The organism is Faecalimonas sp. LCP19S3_D12 (assembly GCF_052121495.1).
Classification (GTDB): domain Bacteria; phylum Bacillota; class Clostridia; order Lachnospirales; family Lachnospiraceae; genus Faecalimonas.
The window spans coordinates 54,945-75,173 of the sequence record NZ_JBQKED010000003.1 but is presented as its reverse complement, the minus strand read 5'-3'; the positions used below and the strand labels follow the sequence as shown (position 1 = coordinate 75,173).

Annotated in this window: 14 protein-coding genes; 2 read left to right on the top strand and 12 right to left on the bottom strand. The window is 41.6% G+C overall.

Translation table 11 applies throughout. From position 1 onward, the window contains the following. The first annotated feature begins 10 nt into the window (after positions 1-10). Positions 11-655: an NAD-binding protein gene (locus tag ACTQXY_RS01625; RefSeq protein ID WP_441658001.1), complete on the top strand. Its 645-nt coding sequence runs from the start codon at positions 11-13 to the stop codon at positions 653-655. Here the strand turns inward: ACTQXY_RS01625 and ACTQXY_RS01620 are convergent. The 11 genes from ACTQXY_RS01620 to ACTQXY_RS01570 form a co-directional block, all read right to left on the bottom strand. Beyond that, on the bottom strand, positions 645-1,346 hold the full coding sequence (locus ACTQXY_RS01620) for a response regulator (RefSeq protein ID WP_441658000.1): 702 nt from the start codon (positions 1,344-1,346) through the stop codon (positions 645-647). The genes ACTQXY_RS01625 and ACTQXY_RS01620 overlap by 11 nt on opposite strands. Continuing rightward, entirely contained in the window at positions 1,339-2,883 is a 1,545-nt protein-coding gene (locus ACTQXY_RS01615) for an ATP-binding protein (protein ID WP_441657999.1), read from the bottom strand. Before ACTQXY_RS01615 ends, ACTQXY_RS01620 begins: the two co-directional genes overlap by 8 nt. A 45-nt stretch (positions 2,884-2,928) precedes the next feature. After that, positions 2,929-4,923, bottom strand: a complete 1,995-nt coding sequence (locus tag ACTQXY_RS01610; protein ID WP_441657998.1) for a DUF4118 domain-containing protein — start codon at positions 4,921-4,923, stop codon at positions 2,929-2,931. Then, positions 4,923-5,567, bottom strand: a complete 645-nt coding sequence (gene kdpC, locus ACTQXY_RS01605; protein ID WP_441657997.1) for a potassium-transporting ATPase subunit KdpC — start codon at positions 5,565-5,567, stop codon at positions 4,923-4,925. The genes ACTQXY_RS01610 and kdpC overlap by 1 nt, the downstream gene beginning before the upstream one ends. A gap of 13 nt (positions 5,568-5,580) precedes the next feature. After that, positions 5,581-7,635: a potassium-transporting ATPase subunit KdpB gene (gene kdpB / locus ACTQXY_RS01600; protein WP_441657996.1), complete on the bottom strand. Its 2,055-nt coding sequence runs from the start codon at positions 7,633-7,635 to the stop codon at positions 5,581-5,583. 27 nt (positions 7,636-7,662) lie between these two features. Beyond that, positions 7,663-9,390: a potassium-transporting ATPase subunit KdpA gene (kdpA, locus tag ACTQXY_RS01595; protein ID WP_441657995.1), complete on the bottom strand. Its 1,728-nt coding sequence runs from the start codon at positions 9,388-9,390 to the stop codon at positions 7,663-7,665. An 87-nt stretch (positions 9,391-9,477) separates the two neighbouring features. After that, a complete protein-coding gene (locus tag ACTQXY_RS01590) occupies positions 9,478-9,861 on the bottom strand; it encodes a tetratricopeptide repeat protein (protein WP_441657994.1) in 384 nt (127 codons plus the stop codon). Positions 9,862-10,024: 163 nt separating this feature from the next. Continuing rightward, the gene (locus ACTQXY_RS01585; RefSeq protein ID WP_441657993.1) at positions 10,025-10,723 is read right to left on the bottom strand and encodes a response regulator; all 699 of its coding nucleotides are present in this window, start codon (positions 10,721-10,723) and stop codon (positions 10,025-10,027) included. A 4-nt stretch (positions 10,724-10,727) separates the two neighbouring features. Beyond that, a complete protein-coding gene (locus ACTQXY_RS01580) occupies positions 10,728-12,134 on the bottom strand; it encodes an ATP-binding protein (protein ID WP_441657992.1) in 1,407 nt (468 codons plus the stop codon). 114 nt (positions 12,135-12,248) lie between these two features. Then, a complete protein-coding gene (locus tag ACTQXY_RS01575) occupies positions 12,249-16,004 on the bottom strand; it encodes a phosphoribosylformylglycinamidine synthase (protein WP_441658034.1) in 3,756 nt (1,251 codons plus the stop codon). A gap of 89 nt (positions 16,005-16,093) precedes the next feature. Continuing rightward, the gene (locus ACTQXY_RS01570) at positions 16,094-16,792 is read right to left on the bottom strand and encodes a TIGR01906 family membrane protein (protein WP_441657991.1); all 699 of its coding nucleotides are present in this window, start codon (positions 16,790-16,792) and stop codon (positions 16,094-16,096) included. 96 nt (positions 16,793-16,888) lie between these two features. Between ACTQXY_RS01570 and ACTQXY_RS01565 the strand changes: the two genes are divergently transcribed. Continuing rightward, positions 16,889-17,773 (top strand): LysR family transcriptional regulator, encoded by an 885-nt coding sequence (locus tag ACTQXY_RS01565; RefSeq protein ID WP_004611250.1) that lies wholly within the window; start codon positions 16,889-16,891, stop codon positions 17,771-17,773. Between the two features lie 5 nt (positions 17,774-17,778). Here ACTQXY_RS01565 and ACTQXY_RS01560 read toward each other — a convergent pair whose 3' ends face one another. Beyond that, on the bottom strand, positions 17,779-20,151 hold the full coding sequence (locus ACTQXY_RS01560) for a helicase C-terminal domain-containing protein (protein ID WP_441657990.1): 2,373 nt from the start codon (positions 20,149-20,151) through the stop codon (positions 17,779-17,781). Positions 20,152-20,229: the final 78 nt, after the last annotated feature.

Sequence of the window (20,229 nt, the reverse complement as noted above, 5' to 3'; positions counted from 1 at the left end):
GGTATTGATTATGAAATCTATTTTAGTAATTGGACTTGGGCGTTTCGGACGTCACATCACACGTAAACTTTTAGAGGAAGGCAATTCGGTACTTGCTGTCGAAAAAAACGAAGAGCGTGCAGACAATGCTATCAACATTCTGCCGGACATTCAGATTGCTGATGCCACAAATGAGACCTTCATCAAATCTCTTGGTGTCAATAACTTTGATCTGTGCGTAGTCGCAATCGGAGATAATTTTCAAAGTGCACTTGAGATCACTGTTCTGTTAAAAGATTTTGGGGCGAAATACATTCTCGCCCGCGCCTGCAGAGACGTACACCGCAAATTACTGCTTCGAAACGGAGCCGACCACGTTGTCTACGCAGAACGCGAAATGGCTGAACGCCTTGCCATAAAATACGGCTCAAAGAACATTTTTGATTACATCGAACTCACACCGGAGGTTGCGATCTGTGAAGTCGCAGTTCCAGGCAATTGGATTGGCAAAAGCATTATTGAAAAATCTATACGGAACCGATATAACATCAGTATTCTTGCGACAAAAAAAGAAGGGAAAATTTCCCCTCTTCCAGAACCGGAACACATTTTCACCCGCGATGAAACTTTAATCATCATGGGTGAAAAGAAAGTGATTCACTCTTTTACTTATTAACAACTCGAAGCATACGGTATCCGATGCCGATATGTGTCTGAATATATTGTGGTTGCGACGGGTTTTCTTCAATTTTCTTTCGAAGTGTTGCCATGAAAACCCGAAGCGATGCCACATCATTATCCCATGCACTCCCCCATATTTCTCTTGTAATATAGGTGTGTGTCAGCACTTTCCCCACATTCTTTGCAAGCAGACTTAACAACTTATACTCTGTCGAAGTCAGATGCAACTCTTTTTCCTTCAAATATACACAGCCGGACACATAATCAATCTGCAGTTCTCCATTGACAAATTCTGTCTGCTCCTGCGATACACTCATGTACTGCAGCCTTCTTAACGTCACGCGAAGTCTCGCCAAAAGTTCATCCACAGAAAATGGTTTGGTCAGATAATCGTCCGCCCCTGCATCCAATGCCTCAATCTTATCTCGATCTTCGCTTCTTGCACTGATTACAATGATCGGAAGATTTGACCAGGAACGAACTTTTTTAATAATCTCAATTCCATCCATGTCCGGAAGTCCCAGATCCAAAAGCATAATGTCCGGCTTTTGAGACACCAACTCTAAAAGTGCCTGCACGCCGTTTGGCGCTGTATGGAAACGATATTCCTGTGTCTCTAATGTGGTCGTAATCAGGTTCCTGATCGCTGTATCGTCCTCTACTACTAATATCAATGGTTTATTCACTTATCGTTACCTCCTCAGCCTGTAATGTAAACGAAAATATCGTTCCGCTCGGAACATTATCCGTGACCCAAATTATCCCGTCATGTGCATGGATAATGGATTTTGCCAAAAACAGCCCCAGTCCAAGTCCTCTCCTGCTGTCTGCCGGCTTATTCTCAGCGGTATAAAACATATCGAAGATTTTTTCTTTTGCATCTTCTTTGATTCCCTTTCCATTGTCTGCAACCGATATCTGTATCATATCTCCCTTTTGCACCGCAGAGATTTCTATGCGGGAGCCTTCCTGTGTATATTTTATGGCATTTTCCACAAGATTGATCAGCACTTGCACTATCAATCTGGAATCCATCTTTGCAAGAAGTAATTCCTCTGATGGTTCATAGACTAACTGATGTTCTTCCCGCTTTCTGCTAATATGCTTTAGCGCCTCCTCAATCACCTCGTCCACAAGTTCCACCTGCATATTGAGCCGCATGGAACTTTCTTCCAGACGCGTCACGGAAAGCAGATTTTCCACAAGGTTGATTAGCCACATCGAATCGTCATAAATTCCCGTATACAGCTGTCTGCGTTTTTCTTTGTCAAACGCCTCCTCATTATTCAAAAGGATTGCTACATTCCCCGATATACTTGTAAGCGGTGTTCGCAAATCATGCGAAATCGATCGCAGCAGATTTGCTCTCAGCTGCTCATTTTTCGCTTTCGTAACCGCCTCTTCTCGTTTTCGGTTATAGATCTCTTTCTCCAACGCCAATGCACATTCTCCTAAAATCGAGAGAAGCAGATTGCTTTCAAATGTATTTAGCTGTATCCCTTTCAGAGCAACACCAATCACACCATATACATTGTCACCATTGCGAATCGTCAAATACATACAGACTGCATCTTTTTTTACTTCTGTGCTTGCACCGGCACGCTTTTTACTCTCAAATGCGTACCTGGCAGTTTCCCGCTCCTTCGCACTTATATAAATCTTTTTTTCCTGTTCTCCTTGTGCAAGGCAGACTGACGGCTCACAAAGGATTCCGTCTGTGCATTCATAATACACAACACTTTTCCCGATCAATTTCACAATCTGCCCGGCTGCCTCTCGTATGATTTCCTCTGCATTTTTTGCTTTCTGCAGTATCTGATTCGTCTCCAGAAGAATTTTTGTGCGATAAGCCATCAACGCCGACTGTTCTGCCTGTTTTCTGAGCTGGATTGCTAAATTACTTGCGATGATTGCCGCAAGAAATGCAATCACGAACGTGATCGGATACCCGGAATCATATGCCGTGAGCGAAAATCTAGGCTCCGTATACAAAAAATTAAAAAGCAGAACACTGCAAAGAGAAGAAAGCACGCTCCACATTCTGCTTGCCGTAATTACAGCAGTGATCATAACCCCAAGTACATAGACAATCAAGATATTTGCTTCTGTAAATCTCAGGTAGCGAAACATCGCTCCAATCCCGGTTGCTATTGCCAGAATAGCTATTGTGACACCAATTCCTTTCCAACCGTCATTCTGACGTTTTGCCCCTTGTTCTCCCATACACCTCTCCTATCAGATTATAATTATACATATTATACCATACTATCAGTGAAATGTATCTTGAAGTTTTACTCCGGTCTCATTTAACATTGCAATCAACAGTCCATATTCAAATTCCTGTAATTTTCGGCGTTCTTCCAAATAAATTCCAAGAATTCCTTTCACTTCTTTTTCGTTCTGAATCGGAATATACATCGCCTTTGCAGTCGGAAGTGTATGCGTACATGTTCCCGCACGATGATGATTTGCAGCTGACCACTGCGCCACTGCACGCTCCTGAGCATCCAAAAGGAACTCAAGCTGCTCCTTCATCACGCCTTTTTTCGGAAATACAAGTGCATCATTTAAGAGTCCTTTTTCATTTACCGGATAAATGAGTAAAGACAAATTCAGCAATTTTCCAACCTGTCCTGCCACCTGGTTCCACACTTCCATCTCTGATTTACAACGTCGAAGCTTCTGGCTGTTTTCTAATAAAATCTCTGTGCGGTATGCTTTCTTTACACTCTCCCTATTTTGCAGTTTCAATTTTCTTGTCTGAACAGCTGTAAACAACCCCACAATAAAAAGCATCAAAAACGTAGTCGGATACCCCTTGTCATAGGCTTTTAAAGACAAATATGGCTCTGTAAAGAAAAAATTAAACGCCAGAACACTAAACAAGGAAGAATAAACCGCAAACAATTTATTGTCAGAGATATAAGATGACAATAATACCCCCAAAATGTATACCATAATAATATTGGATTCCGGGAGATTCCATTTCTGCAGGACAAAAGCAACCATCGTAGTCAAAATCATTACAACCGTGATTGCAACAAATCCCCAAAAAATTCGTTTCCACTTTTTTTCCCATCGCTCCGATCTGATATTCATCTTTTTGCGCACCTTTTTCTGCTTGATATCCGGAATGACATAGACATCGATATTCGGTGCCCGGTTGTTAAGCTTCTCCAAAAGTTCCGGTCTTGGTTTTTGGATAAAACGGCTGTGATTTGTTCTGCCAAGAACCACTTTTGACACATTTCCAACAACTGCATACTCCGCAATCTGAAAGCCGATATCTGAACCAAATACCGTCACAATCTTTGCCCCGAGCGAACGTGCAAGTTCCATGTGATTTTGAAGGTTCTGTTTTGTCTTTTCTCCTGCTTCCTGCATTTCCGGAGTCTCTACATAGATTCCTGTAAACTTTGCATGAAAAGCATATGCAAGCCGCGCAGCAGATCGAATTACTTTTGGGCTGGATTCTGCAGCTGAGATACATACAAGCACATGTTCTCCAGTATGATATTCCATATCTCCCATAATATTTCGTTCTTCTTCCGCAATGCGGTTCACACGATCTGCTGTCCTTCGCAATGTGATCTCACGCAGTGCCGCAAGTTTTTCTCTTCGGAAAAAATGATCTAACGCCCTCTGTGCCTGCTGCTTTTGATAAATTTTTCCTTCCTGCATACGCTTGATCAAATCTTCTGGCTCAATATCGATCACTTCCACCTGATCTGCATGGTCAAAAATGCGATCAGGGACTCTCTCCCGCACCTCAATATGCGTGATCGTCCCTACAAGATCATTCAAACTCTCCAAATGCTGGATATTGATGGTTGTATACACATCAATTCCAGCTCTCAGTAATTCTTTTACATCCTGATACCGCTTATGATTTCTGCACCCAGCAACATTGGTATGTGCAAGCTCATCTACCAGAATCAGTTTCGGCTTTCGTTTCAACGCCTGCTCTAGATCAAATTCCCGGAATTTCACTCCCTTATATTCAATCCAAAGCGGCGGTATCATCTCTAATCCTTCTGTCAGCTTCAAAGTGTCTGGTCTGTCATGCGGCTCAATATAACCGGCAACGACATCGATTCCATGTTTTTTCGCCTCATGCGCCGCCTCCAGCATAGTGTAAGTCTTTCCAGAGCCAGCAGCATAACCTAAAAATATCTTTAATTTTCCACGTGTCGTCTGTTTTTGTTCTTCTTCATACTTCAGCCTCCTGAGAAGCTGTTCTGAATTCGGTCGCATCTCTTCCATTATATGATCCCCATCGCTGCAGCAATATCCAAATTACATTTCAGTACATTTACTTTTTCTTCCCCGAAAATTCCAAGGAATTTTTCTTCTGTATGACTCTTTACGATTTCTTTGACTTTTTCTTCTGATAATCCAGAATTTTTTGCAACTGTTTCAATTTGAACTTCCGCTGCTTTCGGGCTGATATGTGGATCCAGTCCGGAACCGGAAGCTGTAAGTAAGTCAGCCGGAATATCTTCTTTCTTTACATCCGGATGCTCTTTTAAAAATGTCTCCAAATCTTTCTCCATTCGTTTTTCCAACTCTGGATTCGAATTTCCATAATTAGAGCCTCCTGATGCAACTCCACTGTACTCTCCATTTTCTTTTTGCTCTTCTGTATATGTATTATAGTTTACAGCAGATACTCTTCCATGAAAGAAATAGTCTTCTGTAAAATCCTGTCCAATCAATTCAGAGCCGACCGCCTCTTCTGCATTTGAAGTAGGTTCGCCGTTTTTATCGATCAGATTCCCGTTGGCTTTGTTTTTCATTGTAAGCTGACTAATTCCTGTCAAGGCAAACGGATAGATAAATGCACAGATCACAATCATCACAAAACAAAACACAATGGATTTCCTTAACATTTTTCCAAGTTTCTTCATAGAATTTTCCTCCTTACATTCCGATCATACTAAGCAGCGGAGCAACGATCATGTCAATCAATTTGATGCCGACAAACGGTACAATAATTCCGCCAAGTCCATAGATACTCATATTTTTCAAAAGAAGTCTTTCTGCTTTCATCGGTTTATATTTGACCCCTTTCATAGCGATCGGAATCAACGCCGGAATAATAATGGCATTGAAGATCAACGCTGAAAGGATTGCACTTGCCGGTGTTGCCAAATGCATGATATTTAAAATCTGCATCTGTGGAAGTACCAGTGTAAACATTGCCGGGATGATTGCAAAGTATTTTGCAATATCATTCGCAATACTGAATGTCGTAAGAGAACCTCTTGTAATCAATAGCTGTTTTCCAATCTCTACCACTTCCAAAATTTTTGTCGGATCAGAATCCAGATCCACCATATTAGCCGCTTCTTTTGCAGCCTGTGTGCCGGAATTCATCGCAAGTCCGACATCCGCCTGTGCAAGCGCCGGCGCGTCATTTGTTCCATCACCTGTCATCGCAACCAATTTTCCTTCTGCCTGTTCCTTCTTAATCGCCTCGATTTTATCTTCTGGACGACATTCTGCGATAAATCCGTCTACTCCTGCTTCTTTTGCGATTGTCGCAGCTGTGAGTGGATTATCTCCGGTACACATAATTGTTTTGATTCCAATCTCACGAAGTCTCTCAAAACGTTCTACCAATCCTGGTTTCACTGTATCTTTCAGATAAATCACACCATAAATTTTCTCATTGACACATACAACCAGCGGTGTTCCTCCGAGATTAGATACCTCCGCTACAATCTCTTCCAGATCTTTCGGAATGTTTCCACCTTTTTCCTTTACAAATGTCTTGATCGCATCCGAAGCGCCTTTTCTTACAATCGTTCCGTCTTTGCAATCCACACCGCTCATCTTTGTCTGTGCTGTAAATTCCACAAAATTCATGCCCTCTGTATGAAATGCTTCTGTGTCACATCCCATCTGTCTTCCAAGATCTACCGTAGATTTTCCTTCCGGAGTCTCATCAAGTAACGAAGAAAGTACACTATACTGAATCAATTCTTCTTTTCCAACACCCTCAACCGGATAAAACTCTGCTGCCAGACGGTTTCCGTATGTGATAGTTCCTGTCTTATCCAAAATCATTGTGTCGACGTCACCACAAGCCTCCACCGCTTTTCCGGACATTGCAATAACATTGAAGCGAGTAACACGATCCATACCTGCAATACCAATCGCAGAGAGAAGTCCTCCGATCGTCGTCGGAATCAGGCAAACCATCAGCGCAATCGACCATGATATCGGAATCTCTACGCCCAAATAATTTGCAAATGGATACAGCGTGATAACCACGATCATAAAAATTACTGTCAACACGATCAAAAGTGTATTCAGCGCGATCTCATTTGGTGTCTTCTGTCTGGACGCCCCCTCTACAAGAGCGATCATCTTATCCAAAAATGATTCCCCAGGTTCTGCCACAATTCGAATCTTTAACCAGTCAGATACAACTGTTGTTCCTCCTGTCACGGAAGAGAAATCTCCGCCCGATTCACGGGTTACCGGAGCAGACTCTCCTGTGATTGCGGATTCATCTACTGATGCGATTCCTTCGATGACTTCACCATCATTTGGGATGACTTCCCCCATTTTCACCAATACGATATCACCTTTTCGAAGCTCTGATGCAAAGATCATTTCTTCTTCGCCATTTTGGCGGATCACTCTTGCCTTTGTATCCTTTTTCGTCTTCTTCAAAGTTGCTGCCTGTGCTTTTCCACGTCCCTCTGCCACAGATTCCGCAAAGTTTGCAAACAACACCGTGATAAACAAAACAACTGTCACAATACCATTATAAATTCGATTTTCTCCTCCTTCACCGAATAAAGTCGGAAAAATCGTAAGCACCAATGTAATGAAAAATCCTAATTCTACGACAAACATTACCGGATTTTTTATCATATATCTCGGATCCAATTTTTGAAATGCTCCTATAATAGAAGATTTCATAATATCCGGTGTAATAAATTTCGTCTTTTCCTTTTTAGCCATGTCCCTAATCTCCTTTTCTTTGCTTTATCACATCCACATTGACAGATGCTCTGCAATCGGTCCCAATGCAAGTGCCGGGAAGAATGTCAAAGCTGCAAAAATGTAGACGATAAATACAAGGATAATCATAAATGTCACATTATCTGTTCGTAATGTTCCGATTGTCTCATTCACTTTCTTCTTTGCAAGAAGTGAACCTGCAATCGCAAGCTGTGCGATAATCGCAATATAGCGTCCGAAGAACATCGCAAGTCCGGTCGTCACATTCCAGAATGTGCTGTTGTCAGCCAAACCTTCGAATCCTGAACCATTGTTTGCCGCCGAAGAAGCATATTCATACAACACCTGCGTAAATCCATGGAATCCCGGATTCGTAATTCCATCCGTACCTCCTGTGACAGACACAGCCAATGCTGAAAAGCCTAAAACTAAAAGCGGATGAATCAAGATGACAATCGCAACCAGTTTCATTTCTTTTCCTTCAATTTTTTTATTCAAATATTCCGGTGTACGCCCTACCATCAATCCGCAGATGAACACTGCAAGGATGACATACACAACCATATTCATCAGACCGACACCTTTTCCTCCAAACACACAGTTGAGCATCATATGTAGCAACGGTACCAGTCCTCCAAGCGGTGTCAGTGAGTCATGCATATTGTTTACAGTTCCTGTCGTAAACGAAGTCGTAACGGTCGTGAATAACGAAGATTGTGCCACTCCAAACCGAACTTCTTTTCCTTCCATATTTCCGGCAGTCTGATCTACTCCCATGTCACTGATCACAGGGTTTCCTGCCATCTCTGAATGGTAGCAAAGTGTGAGTCCTACTGCAAAAAGAATTGCCATTGCTCCAAAGATTACCGCTCCTTGTCTTCCCATCAGAATCCGTTTTTTTGTCGGCATTACTGCCTGCATCTCTTTTTTCTCTTTTTTTCTGTCATGCAGCATATGTCCAAATGTGACAACACATGCTCCCGGAAGAATCATCATAGAAATCAATTCTACCATATTCGAAATGATTGTCGGATTTTCAAAAGGCGTCGTTGAGTTTGCACCAAAGAATCCCCCACCGTTTGTTCCCAGATGTTTGATGGATTCCAGCGCTGCCACAGGTCCCATTGCCAAATCCTGAAACTTTCCTTCGATGGTGTTTACTGTCACATTTCCCATCAGTGTCTGTGGAACTCCCTGGCTGACTAACACCAATCCCAAGATCAGTGATACCGGAATCAAAATTCTTGTTATGATTCTCACCATATCTTTATAAAAATTTCCCATTTTTCTTCCGGAAAGGCCTCTGCAAAATGCCATACATGCTGCGTATCCGCTTGCTGCAGAAGTGAACATCATAAAGATGATGACACACATCTGACTCGCATAAGAAAGACCACTTTCTCCTGCATAGTGCTGTAAATTCGTATTTGTCATAAAGCTTATGATTGTATTGAATGAAAGGCTTACGTCCATTCCTTCAATCCCGTTAGGATTTAAAAACAATACATTCTGAATTCTTAAAATCAAATATCCGACAAACACCATCACTGCATTGACCATCACCAAGGTGAGCGCATATTTTTTCCAGCCCATCTCCTCGTCTTTGATGCCGCAGATTTTATAAATAAAATGATCAATCGGATTAAATACCTTATCTGCAAATGTTTTTTGATATGTGGCAATGTGGTACATATATTTTCCCATTGGAATGACGAGTATCAGAAAAATTGCCAGTGTAGCTATAATTTGTAACATGTCTCTTACCTCTCTCTATTCGTTTCATTCTTTTTCGGCTCTATCTGTGATTCGCAAAAATCAGCGAATAGTTTGATCAATCCGAAACTACCAAGTAAAATTCCAATCATAATAAGATCCATCATCTCTTTCTCCTCCTTGTTTCATAACATCTTTACAGTCGCTTTCATCAAACACGTAGCGACTATTTTGTGGAAACGCTCCAAAGGCTTCCAGATTCTCCCTTGTTGGGAGATATGCAGGATCTAATTCCCATGCCGCTCGGAAATGTCTCATTGCAGTTACATGATTTCCTTCTTTTTCCAACACAATCCCCATCAGATTGTGCGGTTCTGCCGCATGTGGGAATTCACTCATTGCACGCATAATTTTTTCTTTACATTTTTCATAATCGTGTTTCTCCACATTCTCCCTCACAAAATTGCAAAGCCTCTGCATCTCTTCTTTATCACTATTCTTTATTTTCATCATGACAAAGACCTCCTTATTGCTCTCTTTTTCTTTGCATGCTTATATTAATCTCTTTTTTGTGAGATGGGTGTGAGAGTTCCGCGTGATGCTGTGAGAATCCTGTGAGAAAAAAATACCGTTTTGGCTTTTTTATGCCAAAACGGTATTTATATTCTACACTATTCTATTCATTTACCAAACGATAACCGACTCCTATCTCGGTCAAAATGTATCTTGGTTTTGCCGGACTTTTCTCAATTTTTCTCCGAAGTCCCGCCATCAATGCTCTCAGCGCCTGCGTATCTGTCCCATAGCTGATTCCATAAATTTCTTTGATGATATACTGCGACGTCAAAACTTTTCCCGCGTTTTTAAAAAAGAGCGTAAGTAAATTGTATTCCAGCGGAGTTACATGAATCTCTGCTCCATCTAAATACACAAGTCGTTTTTCTAAATCAATTGACAGACCTCCGACCGTGCGCACTGCCTGCCCACTTTCCGTACCTGTCTTTTTCAAATGTCTAAGCGCCACTCGGATACGCGCCATCAGCTCAGTGGTAGAAAACGGTTTTGTCAGATAATCGTCTGCTCCCGTATCCAGCACCGCCGCTTTTTCATGATCCTGATCCCTCGCCGACACGACGATAATCGGTATTTCTGACCATTCTCTGATTTTTTTGATCACATCCATCCCATCGCAATCCGGAAGTCCCAAATCCAAAAGAACCAGATCTACCGGATTCGTCACAAGCAAAGATAGTGCATTTTTAGCGGTTCCTGCACTCAAATGCGGAAAACCTTCCTGCTGCAGCACATAGCTTATAAAATTTCGGATCTGCGTATCATCCTCCACAATGAGAATTGTTTCACTTCTTGTTATCATGCTCTTATTCCTCCATAGGCAGTATAAATATAAATTCTGCCCCTTTTGTATCTTTTCTGTTTTGCACACAGATCTTTCCGCCATGTGCAGTTATGATTGACTCACAAATTGCAAGTCCAAGCCCTATACCTCTGCTTGTATCCGCGCCTCTTTGGTTCGTTGTATAAAACATCTTAAAAATATTCGGAATATCTTCCTTTGCAATTCCCGTGCCCTTATCAGCAACTGAAAACACTGCTTTTTTTTCTTTTTCATCTACTGAGACAGTCAACCGAATCTCTTCTTCCACTTTTGTATGCTTCACCGCATTATCCAAAAGATTGACTAGCACTTGCCCGATCAACCTTGCATCCATCGGTACCAACAACATGTCTTCGGGAATGTCTATCAAAATATCGCGTTCCGGAGCCCTTTTGCCGATGACCTTTACCGCCATCTCAATCACTTCCTCCACCGCTTCCATCTGCTTTTTCAATACTAGCTTTCCATCCTGCATACGCGTCAAATTCAAGATATTTTCCACGAGTGCGTGTAGCCACGCCGCATCTTTATAAATATTTTCTGCAAGCATATACCGCTCATCCTGTTTGTCTGCCATTCCCATCAGTATCTCACTTGTCCCCATAATACCAGAAAGCGGGGTTCTAAGATCGTGGGAAATTGCTCTGAGCAGGTTCCCTCTATAACGTTCTTGCGCAATCTCTTCTCCCACCTTGATCCGCTCTGCCTCGCTTCGGAATCTATCCATCGCGAACGCTGTGCTCTCAATCATAGAACGCAATATCTTTTTTTCAGATTCACTTAATGTCTCCGAATTCTCTTTAGGAATCCGAACAATCCCTAATACAGACTTCTTTCCACATATCTGCCACTCCTCGAATGCCGGATCCTTTTGTTCTTCTTTTTCCTCCTGTTCCTCATCAAAACAAATACAAGAAACCTCTCCATCTACGACTTTTCCAATTGCTTTTGTCGCTATCTCAATCGTCTCGTTTAGATTTTCCGCATTCGTCAAACGGTTCGTCAAATGGTACAGTGACCTTGCCGCCACCTCTTTTTCCTGTGCCTCTCTCACTTTCTGTTTTACCTTTGCCGTCAAAGTACTTGTCGCAACAGATGTGATCGTCATAACAGTAAACGTAATCAAATAGGTTGGATTGTTCACTGACAATGTAAAATATGGAAACGTAAAAAATATATTAAATGCACATGTCGCAATAAGCGATGACATAATTCCGTAAACATGTCCTTTCGTGAAACGCGCTGTCAGAACTACCGATAAAATATAGACAATTACAATATTCGTCTCCGGGAAATGCAAAATACGAAATACCCAGCCAATCCCTGTTGCCACCGAAAGCAGCAGAAGTGTAATCATAAAAGAACCCGATTTTTCCAATTTCTCTTTCATAAATATCTCTTTTCCTCTCTTTCCTTCTTATCATACCAAATAAAAAGATACGATGCACCCTTTTTTTATATGCATCGTATCCTTTTCTGATATAGAAACTATAACACTCTATTCTTATTTAAAATATTTCACACCGGATTCAAAGATCTGCAGATCCTGTTCTCCGTAAATATTGATCGCAACAGAATCACCGCGGCGTTCTGAGTGAGCCATTTTCCCAAGTACACGTCCATCCGGGCTTGTGATACCTTCGATCGCTCTGTAAGAGCCATTTGGATTCCACTCTTCATCCATTGTGATTGTTCCATTCAGATCACAATACTGTGTTGCAACCTGTCCGTTTGCGAATAATTCATTCAACACTTCTTCTGATGCAACAAAACGTCCTTCTCCGTGAGATGCCGGGTTTGTATAAACTCCGCCAAGCTCAGCTCCCTGTAGCCAAGGTGATTTGTTTGTCACAACTTTTGTATATACCATTTTCGAAATATGACGTCCGATTGTATTGTAAGTAAGTGTCGGAGATGCTGCTGTCTGTCCACAAACTTTTCCGTATGGAACCAATCCTAACTTGATCAACGCCTGGAATCCGTTACAGATACCAAGTGCAAGACCGTCACGTTCGTTCAATAATTTTTCTACCGCTTCTTTCAACTTCGCATTTTGGAATGCAGTTGCAAAGAATTTTGCAGAACCATCTGGTTCATCTCCCGCACTAAATCCCCCCGGGAACATGATCATCTGTGCCTGTGCAATTGCTTTTTCAAACTCAGCGACAGAATCACGGATATCTGCTGCATCCAGATTTTTGAACACTTTTGTGATTACTTTCGCTCCGGCACGTTCAAATGCTTTTGCACTGTCATACTCACAGTTTGTTCCTGGGAATACAGGAATAAATACAGTTGGCTGTCCAATCTTATGGCTGCAGATATGGATGCTGTCTGTGTTGAACAGTTGTTCTTGCACAGCTTTCGCCTTCGTCTGTCCTGAAACAGTTGGGAATACTTTTTCAAGCGGAGCTTTCCATGTATCAACTGCTTCTTTCAATTCGATTGTCACGTCACCATATTCAAGCGCTGCTTTATCTGTCACTTCACCGATGACTGTATATGTAATTGCAAGCTCTGATACTTTTTCTGCCGGTACTTCTGCAATGATATCAGCAAATGCAGGTGCAAACAGCTCTCTCTTATCCACATTGCTTTCAATCTTCACACCCATACCGTTACCAAATGCCATCTTGCTGACAGCTGCTGCAATACCGTGTCTGTCTAATACGTAAGCGGATACGATGTTTCCGTTTTGGATATCCTCTCTGAATTTACCATACTGATCCATTACCTGAGCATATACCGGAAGATCATACTGATCCTTTTCCACACGAAGCCATACTAACTTGTTACCTGCTTTTTTTAATTCCGGTGTGATGATGTCTTTCTGCTCTGCCACATCCACTGCAAATGATACAAGTGTCGGAGGCACGTCTATATCCTGGAACGTTCCTGACATACTGTCTTTTCCACCGATAGATGGAAGTCCTAGTCCAAGCTGTACATCATATGCTCCAAGAAGCGCTGCAAATGGCTGGCTCCATCTTGACGGATCTTCTGTCATTCTGCGGAAATATTCCTGGAATGTAAGACGAATCTTACTGTAATCTCCACCGTTTGCCACAATTTTCGCCACAGATTCAAGCACTGCGTAAACTGCACCATGATATGGACTCCAGCTTGACAGATACGGGTCAAATCCATAACTCATCATAGTCACTGTATCACATTTTCCGGTCAATACCGGTAATTTTGCAACCATAGCCTGTGTCTCTGTCATCTGGTATTTTCCACCGTGCGGCATAAATACAGAGCCCGCCCCGATAGAACCGTCAAACATCTCTACAAGACCTTTCTGAGAACATACATTTAAGTCCTTTAAGGTATCCAACCATTTTTCTTTTACATCATCGACATCCTCTTTCACAAGAATACTGTCTTCTCTGTTCGGAATGTCAACTGCTACTGTTGTCTCCTGATGTGCACCGTTTGTATCAAGGAATGCGCGGGAAATATTAACAATCTCTTTTCCTCTCCATGACAATACTAATCTTGGAGTCTCTGTCACAACAGCCACTTCTACAGCCTCTAAGTTCTCTTCTTTTGCATATGCCAAAAATTGCTCTACATCTTTCGGATCAACGACAACAGCCATACGCTCCTGTGATTCAGAGATCGCAATCTCTGTTCCGTCAAGACCTGCATATTTTTTCGGCACCTTATCTAAATTCACCTGAAGTCCATCTGCCAGCTCACCAATTGCAACAGACACACCACCGGCACCAAAGTCATTACACTTTTTAATTAATTTACTTACTTCTTCTCTTCTGAACAGACGCTGAATTTTACGTTCTGTCGGTGGATTTCCTTTTTGAACTTCTGCTCCACATGTCTCGATAGACTCTTCTGTATGTACTTTAGAAGAACCTGTTGCTCCACCACAACCGTCGCGTCCTGTACGTCCACCCAATAAGATAATGATATCTCCCGGATCCGATGTCTCTCTGATAACCGCTCTTCTTGGCGCCGCACCTAAAACAGCGCCGATCTCCATACGTTTTGCCACATAATCCGGATGATAAATCTCTTTTACCGCACCGGTTGCAAGACCAATCTGATTACCATAAGAGCTGTATCCATGCGCTGCTCCTGTCACCAATTTCTTCTGCGGCAATTTCCCTTTCATTGTCTCTTTTACGGACACCGTCGGATCTGCTGCACCGGTCACACGCATTGCCTGATATACATAAGTACGTCCTGACAATGGGTCACGGATTGCTCCACCAAGGCAAGTAGCTGCTCCACCAAACGGTTCGATCTCTGTCGGATGGTTGTGTGTCTCATTTTTAAAATTCACAAGCCATTCTTCTTCCACGCCGTCAACGACTACCGGAACAACGATACTGCACGCATTGATCTCATCAGACTCTTCCTGATCTTCTAACTTTCCTTCACGTTTTAATTTGCGCATTGCCATAAGTGCAAGATCCATCAGGCATACGAATTTATCTTCTCTTCCTGAAAAAATCTCACTGTGTGTATTCAAATAGTGTTTGTATGCATTGACGATTGGTTCTTTATAATCGCCTTCTCCAAAACTTACTTCTTTTAATTCTGTAGAGAATGTTGTATGACGGCAGTGGTCAGACCAATATGTATCCAACACACGGATCTCTGTCATAGAAGGATCTCTCTTTTCTTCTCCCTTGAAATAGTTCTGAATATGAAGAAAATCTTTGAATGTCATGGCAAGTCCTAAAGAATCATATAATTCTTTTAACTTGTCCTCTTCCATATCTTTAAAACCGTCAAAGATTTTTACATCTTCCGGCTCTTCAAACTGTGTAATCAATGTCTCCGGCTTTTCCATACCCGTCTCTCTGGAATCTACCGGATTGATGCAGTGCGCTTTGATTGCGGCAAATTCTTCATCTGTAATCGCACCTTCAATGACATAAGTCGTTGCTGACTTGATTACCGGCATCTCGTCTTCTTTGATGAACTGCACACACTGCACTGCAGAATCTGCACGCTGATCAAACTGCCCCGGCAAATATTCCACCGAGAAAATTCTGCTTCCCTCTTTCACTTCAAATTCTTCTTTATATAAAATGTCTACCGGCGGTTCGGAAAAAATACCATTGCACGCCGTCTCAAATGTTGCATCTGAAATATTTTCAATGTCATAGCGAATCAGCACACGTACATTTTCCACCGTCTGAATTCCCAAATAGCTTTTTAATTCTTGTTTCAACTCTTTTGCCTGTACTGCGAATTCTTGTTTCTTTTCTACATATACACGTTTTACACTATTCATATTATCCTCCATCTGTAATTCCATTTTGGCTACTATCCTTATCCTACCACATTTCGCATCATTAGTATAATTAATATATCTTAACTCACTTATAAGTTTTTCTTATTCGCTTTCTGTCTGTGCAAAATAAGCACACTGAGAATGAGTAGTATTGCCAGCATACCAATAAAAATACTTCCTATCCGAATGACCATATCAAAGAAAAATCCTTCGGGAAGCATTCGGATCATCAAATCCGTTGCAGGATCCAACAGCCATAAATCATTGTCAAAAAAGATCTCATGAAATAAGAAAAAATACTTATTAAAATCGGATGCAAACAATACTCCAAGACCTCCTGAGATTACAAGAAATGCTCCCAAACCTGTCAAAAATGATTTTGGCAAAATCCGTTTCCAGTTCCCTTTTGTGAAAATCAATCCACTCAACGAAATCACAAGCACGATAATCGCACCAAAACGCAATGTCAGACCTCCCAAAAATAAATTCTGTACATCCACCATATGCGCTTTTTCCCGATCATTAAAAAATTCCTGTTTTTCTCCATTCACAGTTGTCCAAACAACCAGATCCTCCCTGTCTCCTCTCAGATACGCCATCATCTCTTCTGTCACATCCATGACATCATCCATCTTCATCTCCAAATCTTCCGTGACATTGTATTTTTCATATTCCTTTTCATACCACCCAAAATCACTGTAAATTCCGATTTCAAAACTGGAAATCAATAAGATGACAATCACAGAAAGAATTGCTGTCATTCCAAAAAACCAGTGCACTATCTTCATACATTCATCTTCCTTTCCTAAATTTTCTATTCTCTATTGTAATTCTACCTTTTACCCCTTATAATAAAAACAGTACTTTTATAAGGAGGACTAATAATGGATATCAATTACGAGTTATATAAAGTATTTTTTTATGTTGCGACAACCTTGAGCTTCTCAGAGGCGTCCAAGCAGCTGTTCATCTCTCAATCAGCCGTCAGCCAATCAATCAAAGCGTTGGAGAAAAAATTGGACCAGACCTTATTCATCCGGAGCACAAAACGTGTACAGCTAACACCAGAAGGCGAGATTCTCCTTCGTCATGTGGAACCTGCGATGAATCTGATCAAACGCGGAGAATCACAGCTGATTGATTCTTCTTCCACCGGAGGACAGATTCGCATCGGCGCAAGTGACACGATTTGTCGTTATTTTTTAGTTCCATATTTAGAACGGTTTCATAAAGAATTTCCAAACGCACATATTAAAGTAACAAACCAAACTTCAATCAAATGTGTAGAATTATTGGAGACAGGTCAGGTAGACCTGATTGTCATCAACTACCCGAATTCCTATTTGAGCAATCTTTATTCTTTTAAACAGATTGCGGAATTCAAAGATGTCTTTATCGCCAACCGTTCTTTTGCAGAACTGAAGGATAAAGCCTTATCGTTACGCGATTTACTGAACTATCCTATTTTGATGCTCGATCGAAAAAGTACGACAAGTGAATTTTTACACAGTCTTTTCCAAAAACATCAGCTGGATCTCGTCCCTGAGATCGAACTCAGCAGCAATGATCTTTTGATCGACCTTGCTAAAATTGGATTGGGAATCGCCTTTATTCCGGATTACTGTGTCCCGAAAGATTCCGACGATCTGTTTGTGGTTCACACTGATGAGGTTCTTCCTACAAGACAACTCGTTGTCGTTCACAATGAGCATGTCCCGGTATCGAAAGCAACCTTGGAATTTTTAAACTATTTCCAACCTATTGAATAACCTTTTCAGACGCTTATATCAGACTCCGGTTCGATATAAGCGTTTTTCCAAAACCGTTCTACTTTCTCTCCGATTGTCTTTACATTACAATAAGTAAGTTCTCTCCACTCTCTTGGAAAAATCTCCAAATATCTTCTTCCTGCAAAGCGATCGTCCAAAAGTGCAATTACCCCTTTGTCTTCCTCCGTTCGTATAACACGCCCCGCCGCCTGAAGCACCTTGTTCATCCCCGGATACAAATATGCATAGTCGAACCCATTTTCTCCATGCCTGTCAAAATATTGTTTTAAAATCTCACGTTCATTGCATACCTGCGGCAGTCCGGTTCCTACAACCATCGCCCCAATCAGACGCTCCTTTGTCAAATCAATTCCCTCTGAAAAAATACCTCCCATCACACAAAATCCTGCCAGACTTCCTTCTCTTTCTGCTTCGAATTCCTGTAAAAATGCTTCTCTGTCCTGTTCATTCATATTCTGTTCCTGCATCATACAACACATCTCTTCTGTCCTGTATCTCTCAAATGTCTCCCGCACTTCTTCCATAAATCGGTACGATGGGAAAAACACAAGATAATTGCCTGGTTTTGCCTGCATGACATTCTTGATATAAATTGCAAATAGCTCATACATCTCATATCCGCGCCTTGTGTACTTTGTACTGACGTCCTGTCCCAACACTAAAAGGCGATTCGCTTCTTTAAACGGCGAATGTGCGTACACCGCATAGTCATCCGTCTCTACGCTCAACAACTTTTTATAATACCGGATGGGCAAAAGTGTTGCCGAAAAGAACACAGTACTGTTGCCCTGACTTAAAAAATTTTGTAATTTTACTGCCGGATTCACACAGAATAATTTCAACTTAAAGTCTCCGTCTTCCTCCAATTCTGTATAAATCACATAATTTTCATCCACTTCTTCATATATGTTAAGAAAGTTCCGAACATGAAAGTAGAACTCTAAAACTTCCTCATCTACCTGCTCCTTCTCTTCCAAAAGCTTTTGCAGACCATTCATTACATTCAACAATTTCAACGCAAAATGGGAAATACTATTATATTCTTTATATGTCTGGCACTCTCTTTTCATCTCCAGCAACATTTGATTGCATCCCGCTAATTGCCGTGTCAGTTTCACACTCTCATATCTGACTGCTTTTTTCATCTGTAAAAACTCTTCTTTATAGAGAACCGCACTGTACATCTCCCTGCCACGCTCCACAAGGTTATGTGCCTCATCAATCAAGAATAAGTATTCTCCCTTTTTCCCCTCTGAGAAAAACCTCTTCAAATGTGCATTCGGATCAAACACATAATTATAGTCACAGATAATGGCATCCACCCACAACGACACATCCAGTCCCATCTCAAACGGACATACCTTATGCTTTTTCGCCTGAGTCTCTATATTCTCCCGGCTCATCTCCTCCATCGTAGTGATCATTTCATAAACTGCATCATTCACCCGGTCAAAATGCCCCTTTGCATATGGACATACATCTGGATTGCATTCCGCCTTTTCACAAAAACAGATTTTCTCTTTCGCGGTCAATGTGGCAACTTTATACTGCAGACCATTCTTTTTTAGAATCTGAAATGCCTGCTCTGCCACGGTTCTTGTAATGGTCTTCGCCGTCAGGTAAAAAATCTTATCCCCCAGTCCTTCTCCTACCGCTTTCACCGCTGGGAATATAGTTGCCATCGTCTTTCCTACACCGGTAGGCGCCTGAATAAATAATTTTTTCTTCCTCAGAATTGTCCGGTAGACAGATGTCACAAGCTCTCTTTGCCCCTCTCTGTAAGGATATGGAAATTCTGCCTCCTTTATTGTCGCATCCCTTGTCTGCCTCCACTCGACTTGAAAGCGTGCCCACTTCTCATATTGCATCACAATATTGAAAAACCATCTCTCCAATTCCTCAATCAAAAATATCTCCTGAAAACGCTTCACTTCCTCTGTCTCCATCTGACAATATGTCATCTGTACTGTAATGCTATCCAGTTCCTGCTGTTTTCCATAGATATACCCATAACATTTTGCCTGTGCAAGGTGCACGCTGACGGGCTTCTCAATATATTCCAGCTCACGCAAGACTCCTTTGATCTCATCAACCACAACTCCATCTGCTGTCTTCTGAATTCCATCTGCTCTTCCCTCTATTTGAATCGCAAATCCATCACAGGGAACCGTAATCTTTAACGGAACCTCCGCATGATAGTCAGATCCCATCTGTCTTTGAATCTTCTGGTGAATTCTTCCACCAAGCTGCATTGCCTCCTTATCTGGCAGCCCCGCTTTTCTATTATCAATATCGCCTTCCCGCAATATAAACTCTACCAAATTGCGAACAGAAATACGAATTATCTTCTCTTCCATCTGTATTTCCTCCCGCCTCATTATAGCATGTTTATTTATCCATGTGTAAAAGAAAAGCCCCAAATCTTCGGCTTACAC